Annotated in this window: 10 protein-coding genes; 6 read left to right on the top strand and 4 right to left on the bottom strand. The window is 69.0% G+C overall.

Annotation, left to right across the window (positions count from 1 at the left end):
• Nucleotides 1–598 (top strand): ABC transporter permease (locus tag VNS22_RS07340; RefSeq protein WP_325731093.1); only part of this gene is annotated, 598 nt, incomplete at its 5' end.
• A gap of 5 nt (nt 599–603) precedes the next feature.
• Complete coding sequence (locus VNS22_RS07345) at nt 604–1,494, top strand: ABC transporter permease (RefSeq protein WP_325731095.1); 891 nt, start codon at nt 604–606, stop codon at nt 1,492–1,494.
• A 183-nt stretch (nt 1,495–1,677) separates the two neighbouring features.
• Here the strand turns inward: VNS22_RS07345 and VNS22_RS07350 are convergent, their stop codons facing one another.
• From VNS22_RS07350 to VNS22_RS07360, 3 genes are all read right to left on the bottom strand, one after another.
• Nucleotides 1,678–1,845, bottom strand: a complete 168-nt coding sequence (locus VNS22_RS07350; protein WP_325731097.1) for a hypothetical protein — start codon at nt 1,843–1,845, stop codon at nt 1,678–1,680.
• Nucleotides 1,846–1,974: 129 nt separating this feature from the next.
• Nucleotides 1,975–3,804, bottom strand: coding sequence for a hypothetical protein (locus VNS22_RS07355; RefSeq protein ID WP_325731099.1), 1,830 nt, complete (start codon nt 3,802–3,804; stop codon nt 1,975–1,977).
• A 136-nt stretch (nt 3,805–3,940) separates the two neighbouring features.
• On the bottom strand, nt 3,941–4,840 hold the full coding sequence (locus VNS22_RS07360) for a DMT family transporter (protein WP_325731101.1): 900 nt from the start codon (nt 4,838–4,840) through the stop codon (nt 3,941–3,943).
• 86 nt (nt 4,841–4,926) lie between these two features.
• On the opposite strand from VNS22_RS07360, the gene iolG reads away from it, so the two are divergent.
• Nucleotides 4,927–5,946 carry an inositol 2-dehydrogenase gene (gene iolG, locus VNS22_RS07365; protein WP_325731103.1) on the top strand — a complete coding sequence of 340 codons (1,020 nt, stop codon included), beginning with the start codon at nt 4,927–4,929 and terminating at the stop codon, nt 5,944–5,946.
• A gap of 92 nt (nt 5,947–6,038) precedes the next feature.
• On the opposite strand, the gene VNS22_RS07370 is transcribed toward iolG, so the two are convergent.
• On the bottom strand, nt 6,039–6,701 hold the full coding sequence (locus tag VNS22_RS07370) for a hypothetical protein (RefSeq protein ID WP_325731105.1): 663 nt from the start codon (nt 6,699–6,701) through the stop codon (nt 6,039–6,041).
• Nucleotides 6,702–6,973: 272 nt separating this feature from the next.
• On the opposite strand from VNS22_RS07370, the gene VNS22_RS07375 reads away from it, so the two are divergent.
• From VNS22_RS07375 to VNS22_RS07385, 3 genes are all read left to right on the top strand, one after another.
• Entirely contained in the window at nt 6,974–8,341 is a 1,368-nt protein-coding gene (locus VNS22_RS07375; RefSeq protein ID WP_325731106.1) for a glutamine synthetase family protein, read from the top strand.
• Between the two features lie 85 nt (nt 8,342–8,426).
• Nucleotides 8,427–9,914 carry an FAD-linked oxidase C-terminal domain-containing protein gene (locus VNS22_RS07380; RefSeq protein ID WP_325731108.1) on the top strand — a complete coding sequence of 496 codons (1,488 nt, stop codon included), beginning with the start codon at nt 8,427–8,429 and terminating at the stop codon, nt 9,912–9,914.
• 19 nt (nt 9,915–9,933) lie between these two features.
• The coding region (locus tag VNS22_RS07385) for an FAD-binding protein (RefSeq protein WP_325731109.1) at nt 9,934–11,076 on the top strand (1,143 nt) is incomplete at its 3' end.

The raw sequence follows: 11,076 nt of genomic DNA on the forward strand, positions 1-11,076 counted from the left end.
CGTGATGGGGGCGATCCGCCGCTATTCCTTCTTCGACTACCTGGCGACGATCGGCGCCATGATCGCCCTGTCGATCCCGACCTTCTGGTTCGGCCTGGTCACCATCTACGTCTTCTCGGTCAAGCTCGGCTGGCTGCCGCCCGGCAACCGCTACACGGTGGGCGACGGCTCGTTCTTGAACTACCTGCACCACCTGATCGCCCCGGCCCTGGTGCTGGCCCTGGTCGAGGTCGCGATCTGGAGCCGCTACATGCGCGCGGCGATGCTGGACGTGATCAACCAGGACTTCATCCGCACCGCGCGCGCCAAGGGCCTGCCCGAGCGGCAGATCCTGCTGCGCCACGCGCTGCGCAACGCGCTGATCCCGATGATCACCCTGGCCGGCCTGCAGATCCCGACGCTGCTGGGTGGTGCGCTGGTCACCGAGACCGTGTTCACCTGGCCCGGCATGGGCCGGCTGTTCCTGGATAGCCTGGGCTACCGCGACTACCCGGTGGTGATGGGCATCCTGATGTTCACCGCGGTGATGGTGCTGGTCGGCAACCTCCTGGCCGACCTGCTCTGCGCCGTGGTCGACCCCCGCATCCGACTGGACTGACCGCCATGGCCCAAGCCGCTGCCGCCGCCATCGAGCCGGTCGTCCTGCCCCCGCCGACCCGCCACCGTGCCCTGCGCCGCTTCCTGCGCCACCGCCTGGCCGTGTTCGGCCTGGTCACCATCGTGCTGCTGGTCCTGCTCTCGGCGTTCGGCCCCCATCTGGTCCCCTACGACCAGCTGTTCATCGACATCCGCAACCGCTTCGCCCCGCCGTTCGTCAGCGCGCACATCCTGGGCACCGACCCGCTCGGACGCGACCATGCCGCAAGGCTGTTCCATGCCGGCCGGATCTCGCTGACCGTGGGCTTCCTCGCCATGATGATCTCGATCGTGATCGGGACGGTGGTGGGGGCGGTGGCCGGCTTCTACGGGCGCTGGGTGGGTGCGGTGCTGATGCGGATCGTGGATGCGATCCTGTGCTTCCCCTCGGTGTTCCTGCTCCTGGCGCTGGCGGCCTTCATCAAGCCGAACGTGCTCACCATCACGCTGATCATCGCCGCCACCAGCTGGATGGAGGTGGCGCGCGTGGTCCAGAACCAGATCCGCTCGCTCCGCGAGCGCGACTTCACCGTGGCCGCCGAAATGATCGGCGCCTCGGACACGGCGATCATCTTCCGGGAGCTGCTGCCGAACGTCATCGGCCCGATCGTGGTCGCGGCCACGCTCACCGTGGCCCGCGCGATCCTGATGGAATCCTATATCAGCTTCCTCGGCTACGGCATCCAGCCGCCCATGGCGAGCTGGGGCAACATGCTGAACAACGCCCAGCAATACCTGACCTCGGCACCCTGGCTCGCCATCTTCCCGGGCGTGATGATCACGCTGGCGGTGGCCAGCTTCAACTTCGTGGGCGACGGGCTGCGCGATGCGCTGGACGACCGGCTGGATGCGCAGTGAACGCTGTCGAAAATATTCAAGTCATTGAGAAAGGCCGCTTCCTCGGGTTCGTTTGGTAAAACGCACTGTTGCGCGGCTCAGGTCAGCAGCTGACCAACTGACGATCGGGCAGAATAGCACAGATCGGCCGGGAGCCCATGTGATCTTCATGGGCTCCCAGTGCCCCCGGCCCGGGGACGCCGCTCAGCGGTCAAAGCACCTCTTCGCCAGGAAGCGTAGAACGTCGGCCGACGGTGGCGCATCCCGTGCCGCTTCCAGCGGATAGGGGCCAAAGCGCAGCGGGGCGGCCGGTGCTCGGGTCGGGTACAGCATCGCCATCGGCAGCACGAGGAAGCGGCCGGTGTCGGCCACGTCCACCTGCCGGCAACCGGCATTCCGTGCCATTCCCCGCCCCGATACCCGCCCGTCCGGGCGACACCATCGTCCGGACGGGGGGGCGGGCACAATCCGGCCTCGCGGCCGGGTCTGCGGCCCAGGCGGTCAGATGCCGTCGAGTGCCGGCGGCGCGCTGCCCGCCCAGGCCGCCTCGAAGCGGGTCGCGACCGCCTTCGCCATCTCGGCATCGCCCAGTGCCTCATGGGCCTGGCGCAGGGCCTCCAGCGCATAGGCGTTGTTCGGCGCCTCCTCGAGCGCCGCGGTCAGCGCGTCGATCGCCTCCTTCGGCCGGCCGGCCTCCAGCAGGGCGGCACCCAGCGACTGCCGGACCGGGTAGTACCAGTAGGGCGGCTCCATGTAGGTCAGGCCGTCCTGGAGCGTTGCAGCTTCTTCCAGGCTCGCCACCGCGTCGCCCGGCCTGCCCTCAGCCCGGGCGATCCGGCTGTCCAGCACGAGCTGGGCGATGCGCAGGACCGCGCCCGCCGGTACCATCTGCGCCTCGATGTCGGCGAAGTCGTTGGCCTCGTCGATGGCGGCGATCGCCGCCAGCTCCTCGCGGGCCAGGGCCAGATCACCCTTGCGGACCGCTGCGGCACCGCGTGCGTAATGCCAGTTCCCCTCGACCCAAGGCAGGCCCGCGCTGGGCTTCGGCTGGGCCAGCATCATGGTCGGATCCATGAACTCGGCCCGGGCGAAGTAGGGTGCCTGCATGATCGCCTGGACGGTGCCGAACTGCCGGGCCAGGTCGTCGGACAGGATCGTGCCGAGCTTGTCCGCGGCCAAGAGGGCCGCCTGGCCGTCACCGGCACGGGCGGCCGAAACCAGCACGAAGTGGACGTTGTGCGGGTAGTAGACGTAGCGATACATGCCGGCCGACGGCGCCTTGGCGAACAGCGCCTCGTCCACACCGACCGCGGTCTTGTTGGCCTCCAGCGAATCCAGGTAGCGGCCAATCCGGTAGTAGATATGCGCCGGCATGTGGACGAGATGGCCGGCGGATGGGGCCTGGGCCGCCAGCCGGTCGGCATAGGCCTCGGCACGCTCCGGCGTGGTCGAGGCCTCCACCGTGTGGATGTAGAGATGGATCGCGGCGGCGTGGTCCGGATTGCGTGCCAGGACCCGCTCCAGGGCCGCGACCTGCTCGGCGGTGCGCCCCTTGGGCGTCACCTTGTCGGCCTGCCAGTAGTCCCAGGGCTGCAGGTTCATGAGCGCGTCGGCGAACAGGACCTGGACCTCGTCATTGTCCGGATAGCGGGCGGCCAGCTCCGCCATGGCGTCGGCATAGGCCCGGTCCAGCATCCCGCGGTCCGCGTCGGGATTGACCGAATAGCGCTTGGCCAGCGCATCGATCAGGTCGCGCTCGAGCGGGCTGGCGCCCTCGGCCAGGTATTTCGCCTGCGCGATCGCAGCAAAGGCCGGGGGCACCGCCTCGGGCGACATCGGCGCGTTGATGTTCGGGCCCCAGGCGAACGCCTCGCCCCAGTAGCACATGGCGCAGCCGGGATCGGACAGCTGCGCGTTGCGGAATGCGGCGATGGCATCCTCGTGGTCGAAGCCCCAGCTGAGCTGCAGCCCCTGATCGAACCAGCGCCGGGCCCGCTCGCTCGCCGTGCTCAGCTGGAGCGTGGAGTTGCCATAACCTTCGCCCAGCGGCAGCTGGCCAAGCGGCGCTGCCTCCCGGTCGGTTTCGGTCGCTGCCTGGAGCAGGCCATAGCCGGGCTTGAAGCCCTCGGTGCGGAAGGTCGGCAGGTCGGCGGCCGCCAGGGCCGCATGGAACGCGCTGCCGGAGCGGCAGAGCCCGGCGGACAGGCCGGGCAGCGGCTCCCAGGCCGTGGCGGTAGCGGCCAGGGCCGTGGCGGGGGCGAGCAGGACGCAGCTGACGAGCAGCCCTGCCCGGTGCCGCAAAGTCCGGGTACTTGAAGCGCAACGTGGCATCAACCCTCTCCACTGCAAGGCAGGAGATCAGCGCATTATAGCGTGATGCGTCGTGCGCTAGCAGGCCTGCTTAGACGCGCCAGCGATATAAGTCACTGTTTCCGGATACTTGACCGATGGATTTCCGGCAAAGAATTCAGGAACTGGTCGGGATGCGCCGCCGCTCCGCCCGGGCCCGCGCCCATTCGCGCCGCCAGACATAGAGGCCGGAACCCACCAGCACCGCGGCACCCGCCCAGGTGAAGGCGTCGGGCAGGCGGTCATAGACCAGCCAGCCGAGGAACACGGCGACCATCAGCTGGGTGTAGGTGAAGGGTGCGATCACCGCGGCGGGCCCGTGGCGGTGCGCCATGATCACCAGAAGGTGGCCCAGCCCGCCAAAGCAGCCGATCAGCAGGAACATGGCGAGGTGCCAGCCATTGGCCGGGACCTCGAACACGAAGAACATGGCCGGCAGGCTGGCCACCGAGCCGACCACGGCGGTGAAGAAGAAGCTCACCTCGTGCGGGTCGATCCGCGAGGTGATCCGGGTGAGCGTCAGGTAGAGAGCCGAGATCGCCGCGGATGCCAGCATCACCAGCGCCATGGGGTCGAACTCGGCGATGCCCGGGCGCAGCACCAGCAGCACGCCACCAAACCCCACCCCCAGTGCGGTCAGCCGGCGCCAGCCGACCTGCTCGCCCAGGACCGGGATGGCGAACAGGGTGACGAACAAGGGTGCCGTCATGGCGATGGTGGCGGCCGTGGCGAGCGGCAGGTATTTCAGCGCGGTCACGGCGCACACGGTCGCCATGGCGATGAGTGCCGAGCGGCCGAGCTGCAGCTTGGGTCGCGTGGAGCGCCACGGCACCGGGCCGCGATGGAGGAACGGCACCGCCGCCGCGATCAGCAGGTGGCAGGTATAGCGTGCCCAGACGATCTGCAGCGGGTGGTAGCCGGCCTCGCCCAAGAGCTTGGCGATCGTATCCTGGATGGCGAACATCGACACGCCCGCCATGAGCAGCAGGACGGCCAACGGGATACCGCTGAGACGCAACGACCTGTTCCTTCCCGGTCACCCCTCCCGGAGTGCCGCAGCCAAGCGCTATCATCTTCGGGTGAACCGGCGAAGGGGAGGAAACGATGGGCGACCATGCGCCAAAGCTGCGCTTCTGTCTGATCGGGGCGGGCCGGATCGGCCGACTGCATGCCGAGAACGTGGCGGCCCACCCGAATGCGCGCCTGAGTGCCGTGGTGGACCAGGATGCCGATGCCGCCGCTGCACTGGCCGAGCGCTACGAGGCGATGGCCTCGACCACGCCGGTCGACGTGATCACCTCGCAGGCGATCGACGCGGTGATCGTGGCCTCGCCCTCCTCGGCGCATTTCCTCTACGTCCACGAGGCGCTGGCGGCGGGCAAGCCGACCTTGTGCGAGAAGCCGCTGGCCGCCGACCCGGAGGACGCCCGCACGCTGGCGGCCCTGGCACGGGACAGCGGCATCGTCACCATGACCGGCTTCAACCGCCGCTTCGACGCCAACCATGCGCGGCTGCAGGAGCGCCTGGCCGCGGGCGAGATCGGCCGGCCGGAGCTGGTCTGCATCACCAGCCGCGACCCCGAGCCGCCGCGCTACGACTATCTGGCGAACGAGCCGGGTGCCTTGTTCACCGAGACCATGGTCCACGACCTGGACATGGCGCGTTGGCTCCTGGGCGAGGAGCCGGTCAAGGTCGCGGCGTTCGCCGCGAACCTGGTCGAGCCGCGCTTTGCCGAGCTGAGGGAGGTCGATACCGCCGTGGCGATCCTGACCACCGCCAGCGGCAGGATGGCCCGGATCGACAACAGCTGGGGCTCCGCCTACGGCTACGACCAGCGGATCGAGGTGTTCGGCCGGGGCGGGATGCTCCAGTCCGGCAACGTGCAGCGCACCACGGTCAGCCTGCACAATGGCAACGGCCCGCAGCAGGACCCGGTCCCCTATTTCTTCCTGGACCGCTACCGGGAATCCTATCGCATCGAGCTGGACCACTTCATCGCGGCGGTCGCGGGCAGGACCAGCGTGCTGGTGGATGCCCATGACGGCTGGCGGGCGACCTTGCTCGCGAACTGCGTGATGGAGGCGGCGAAAACCGGGCGGGTGGTCGAGGTGCCGCCCGCCTGAGGCGGCCAGGACAGCGACGACCTGTCGTTGCCAGGGTCGCTCTCCAGGATCCTGTCCTCGCCGGCGCGACCCGCTGCCCTGATCAGCCCCTGTCAGCCGATCACGTCCAGAGGCAGGCTGGCCACGCCGTCCAGGGCGATCACCGAGCTGCCGATCGGCAGGTCGTGGTACCAGGCGATCGCCAGGTCGATGAACATGGTGCCGTCGACCACCGCCACGCCGCGGTCGGCGGCATCGATCACCCCGTCGCCATTGCTGTCCAGGTTCGGCACGTTGCCGGGATCCATGGCGTCCAGATAGGCGGTGATGTTGAGCGGGCCGTCCTCGAACACATCATAGTCGAGGACCCGGTGCACGCCGAACGGCTCACCCTTGCCGAATGCCACGAACTCCAGGCTGTCGGCACCACTGCCCAGCGAGATCGTGGCGGCGCCGCCGGTGACGTAGACATAGTCGTCGCCGCTGCCGGCCAGGACCTGCCCGGTGGTGTTGTCCGCGATCACGAAGTCGTCGCCGGGCCCCGCATCCAGATAATCCGCGCCGCCGAACGACTGGACCGTGTCGTCGCCGAGCCCGCCCATGAGGATGTCGTCCTCGGGTGTGCCCTGGATCAGGTCGTCGAGCGAGGTGGTCATGCCCAGGACATCCTCGTCCTGCGGACCGTCGGCTACTTCGTAGTTCAGGTCGGCCAGCCCCTGCTCGTAGCCCCATTCGTGGCTGCCGAGGTCGATCGTGTCGCCGTACGCACTGGTCACCGGTCGCATCCTTCATGCCGACCTGATCGTTCCTGCCGAGAGCCGGATCGAGCAACGCCAGGACCTCAGAACATCCTGGTCGGAGCCAGGTTTCATCTTTGGCTGGAAATATCGTCGGCTTCTTCTTGATATTCCGACGGCTGCCGGTCTCCCTGCCCTGGATGCCGGGCGGAGGCCCCATGAAGGTCACCGTTGCGTTCCGTCGTCCGACGCGGCACCTCTGCCGGCCAGAAATCGACGTCACTGGCGCGCGCTCTTAAGGAACCCTTCGCATGAACGGCATGCTGACGCTGGACCAGCTCGAGGAACTCGTGGCGTCCGGCGAGATCGACACGGTGGTGGTGGCGTTCACCGACATGCAGGGGCGCCTGATCGGCAAGCGCGCGACCGGCCAGTTCTTCCTAGATAGCGTGGTCAAGGAATGGCACGCCTGCGACTATCTGCTGGCGGTCGACATGGAGATGGAGCCGGTGCCCGGCTTCAAGGCCGCCTCCTGGGACAAGGGCTATGGCGACTTCGTCATCAAGCCGGACCTGGCCACGCTGCGCCGCATCCCCTGGCTGGACGCGACCGCGCTCTGCCTGGGCGACGTGGTCGACCATCACGGCGAGCCCCTGCCGCACAGCCCGCGCGCGATCCTGAAGAAGCAGCTGGCCCGGCTGTCGCAGCGGGGCATGATGGCCAAGATGGCGTCGGAGCTGGAATTCTACGCCTTCGACGACGATTTCCGCACCGCGCGCGAGAAGCGCTACCACGATGTCCAGACGTCCGGCTGGTATATCGAGGACTACCACATCTTCGAGGGCACCAAGCGCGAGAAGCTGCTGCGCGCGATCCGCAACGGCATCGATGCCGCCGGCATCCCGGTCCAGGAGAGCAAGGGCGAGTGGGGGCCCGGCCAGGAGGAGCTGAACCTGGTCTATGCCGAGGCGCTGGAGATGGCCGACCGGCACGTCGTCTTCAAGAACGGGGCCAAGGAGATCGCCTGGCAGCAGGGCAAGGCCATCACCTTCATGGCCAAGTGGAAGAAGGACCTGGCCGGCAGCTCCTGCCACATCCACGCCTCGCTCTGGGACCAGGAGGCGGACAAGCCGCTGTTCGCCGACAAGGACGACAAGAACGGCTTCTCCAAGCTGTTCCAGAACTATCTCGCGGGCCTGCTGGCGGCTGGCGGCGACGCGACCCTGCTGCTCGCCCCCAACCTCAACAGCTACAAGCGCTTCGTGGCCGGCAGCTTCGCCCCGACCAACCTGGTCTGGAGCCGTGACAACCGTACCGCGGGCTTCCGGGTGCTGGGCTCGGGCGGTGCCTCCCTGCGCGTCGAGTGCCGGGTGCCGGGTGCCGACGTGAACCCCTATCTCGCCTATGCCGGCCTGCTGGCGGCCGGGCTGCACGGGGTCGAGCAGGGGCTGGAGCTGCCCGAGGCCTTCTCCGGCGATGCCTACCAGTCCGGCGACGTGCCGGCAGTGCCGTCCACGCTGCGCGAGGCCACCGAGCGGTTCGACCGGTCCGAGGTGATGCGTGCCGCCCTTGGGGACGCGGTGGTCGATCACTATGTCCATGCGGCGCGCTGGGAGCAGGCCGAGTACGACCGGGCCGTGACCGACTGGGAGCTGATCCGCTACTTCGAGCGCGGCTGATCCCATTCCGGGCAACGGTCCTTGCCCCGGCCGTTGCCATCTGTCCGGAACCTTTCCAAAAAGGCCCGGGCCACGGGAGATCGCCATGCACATGCCACCGCCCGACGAGGGCATTCTCGCGCGCCGCGAGGAGATCGTGGCTGCACTGCGCGCGATCGTCCCGGGCGAGGGCGTGATCGCCGACCAGGTGGGCCTGCGCCCCTACGAGTGCGACGCGCTCTCGGCCTACCGGGCCGTGCCGATCGCGGTGGTGCTGCCCAGCACGGTGGAGCAGGTCTCGGCGGTGCTGGCCTGGTGCCATCGCGAGAAGGTCAAGGTGGTGCCGCGCGGCGCCGGGACCTCGCTCTCGGGCGGCTCTTTGCCGCTGGTCGACGGCATCGTGCTGGGCATGGGCAAGTTCAACCGGATTCTCGACATCGACTTCGAGAACCGGACCGTGACCGCGCAGCCGGGCGTCACCAATCTCGGCATCACCAAGGCGGTGGAACACGCCGGCTTCTATTACGCGCCGGACCCCTCCTCGCAGATTGCCTGCTCGATCGGCGGCAACATCGCCGAGAACTCGGGCGGGGTGCACTGCCTGAAATACGGGCTCACCACCAACAACGTGCTGGGCATCGAGATGGTGCTGCCCACCGGCGAGATCGTGCGCCTGGGCGGCAAGCACCTGGATTCCGAGGGCTATGACCTCCTGGGCCTGATGACCGGCTCGGAAGGGCTCCTGGGCGTGGTCACGGAGGTGACCGTGCGCATCCTGCAGAAGCCCCCGGTGGCGCGGGCCGTGCTCATGGGCTTTGCGACCTCCGAGCAGGGCGGCGACACGGTGGCCTCGATCATCGGCGCCGGAATCATCCCGGGCGGGCTGGAGATGATGGACCGGCCGGCGATCCAGGCGGCCGAGGACTTCCTCCATGCCGGCTACCCGCTGGACGTCGAGGCGCTGCTGATCTGCGAGCTGGACGGGCCCGAGGTCGAGGTGAACCACCTGATCGAGACGGTGGCCGGCATCGCGCGCCAGCATGGTGCGACCACCATCCGGGTCAGCCAGAGCGAGGAGGAGCGCCTCCTGTTCTGGGCCGGGCGCAAGGCGGCCTTCCCGGCGGTGGGGCGGATCTCGCCGGACTATTACTGCATGGACGGGACGATCCCGCGCGCACGCCTGGCCGAGGTGCTGGCCGGGATGCAGGAGATGTCGAAGCGCTACGGGCTGCGCGTCGCCAACGTGTTCCATGCCGGCGACGGCAACCTGCATCCGCTGATCCTGTTCGACGCGAACAAGCCGGACGAGCTGGAGAAGGCCGAGGCGTTCGGCAGCGACATCCTCAAGCTCTGCGTGGAGGTGGGCGGCGTGCTCACCGGCGAGCATGGGGTGGGCGTGGAGAAGCGCGACCTGATGCCGGCCATGTTCACGGAGGCCGACCTGAACCAGCAGATCCGGGTGAAGTGCGCCTTCGATCCCGAGCAGATCCTGAACCCCGGCAAGGTCTTTCCCAAGCTGCACCGCTGCGCCGAGATGGGCCGCCTCCACGTCTCCGGCGGGCGGATCCCGTTCGCCGACCTGCCCCGCTTCTGACCGCCGGAACATTTGCCCGATGGAACTCCTGTTGCCGCAGAGCCTGGCCGAGGCGGCCGACATGGTGGCCGCCGCCCTCGCGGAAGAGCGGCCCATTTCCGTGCTGGGCCAGGGCGGCAAGCTCGGGCTGGGCCAGCCCGCAGCGCAGCCGACCGGTCTCTCGACCCGCAGGCTGTCGGGCATCACCCTCTACGAGCCGGGCGAGCTGGTCCTGTCCTGCGGGGCCGGCACGCCGCTCGCCGAGATCGAGGCGACGCTGGCCGAGCGCCAGCAGCAGCTGGCCTTCGAGCCGCCGGATGCGTCCAGCTGGTATGGCGCGGCACCGGGCCAGGCGACGATGGGCGGGGTGTTCGCCACCAACCTGGCGGGGCCGCGGCGCTTCAAGGCCGGGGCGCCGCGCGACCATCTGTTGGGCGTGCAGTGCGTCACCGGGCGCGGCGAGGCGATCAAGACCGGCGGGCGGGTGGTCAAGAACGTCACCGGCTATGACCTGTGCAAGCTGCTGGCCGGCTCGTTCGGCACACTGGCGGTGATGGGGCACGTGACCTTCAAGGTGCTGCCGGCCCCCGAATGCACCCAGACGCTCGCAATCTTCGGCGAGGACCTGGCCGACCTGGCGGCACGGATGCGCAAGGCAGCGGGCACCGCGTTCGAGATCTCCGGGGCGGCCCTGCTGCCGGCGAAGGCAGCGGGACGCAGCGAGGTCGACGCGCTGGCCAGGGCGCAGACCGCCGTGGCGCTGCTGCGGGTGGAAGGTGTGCGCCCGTCGGTCGAGGACCGGATGCAGGGCCTGATCGGCGAGGTGGTGGGCAAGGGCCTGCCGCACCTTGTGCTGGCCGAGGAGAGCATCGCGCTCTGGCAGCGGCTCCGCGACCTGCGCGTGCTGCCGGACCGGCCGGTCCTGTGGCGCCTGTCCGTGGCGCCCACCGAGGGCGTTGCGGCCGCCAAAGCGCTGCTGGGTCTCGGGGCGGACCTTTTCCTCGACCAGGTGGGTGGCCAGATATTCGCGGTGATGGATGATCCCAGGGCGGCGGAGGTCCGTGCCCTGGTGGCAGGCGGCGGTCATGCGACGCTCCTGCGCGCACCCGACGCGATCCGCAGCACCATCCCGGTGTTCCAGCCGCAGCCGGCCCCGCTGGCGGCCCTGGCCGCCCGGGTCAAG

Source organism: Geminicoccus sp. (assembly GCF_035556675.1).
Lineage (GTDB): Bacteria > Pseudomonadota > Alphaproteobacteria > Geminicoccales > Geminicoccaceae > Geminicoccus.

What these genes read in the sequence shown, in the direction of transcription:
- VNS22_RS07345 (WP_325731095.1), top strand. Translation starts at nt 604, where the DNA reads ATGGCCCAAGCCGCTGCCGCCGCCATCGAGCCGGTCGTCCTGCCCCCG.
- VNS22_RS07355 (WP_325731099.1), bottom strand. Translation starts at nt 3,804, where the DNA reads ATGCCACGTTGCGCTTCAAGTACCCGGACTTTGCGGCACCGGGCAGGG.
- iolG (WP_325731103.1), top strand. Translation starts at nt 4,927, where the DNA reads ATGGGCGACCATGCGCCAAAGCTGCGCTTCTGTCTGATCGGGGCGGGC.
- VNS22_RS07375 (WP_325731106.1), top strand. Translation starts at nt 6,974, where the DNA reads ATGAACGGCATGCTGACGCTGGACCAGCTCGAGGAACTCGTGGCGTCC.
- VNS22_RS07380 (WP_325731108.1), top strand. Translation starts at nt 8,427, where the DNA reads ATGCACATGCCACCGCCCGACGAGGGCATTCTCGCGCGCCGCGAGGAG.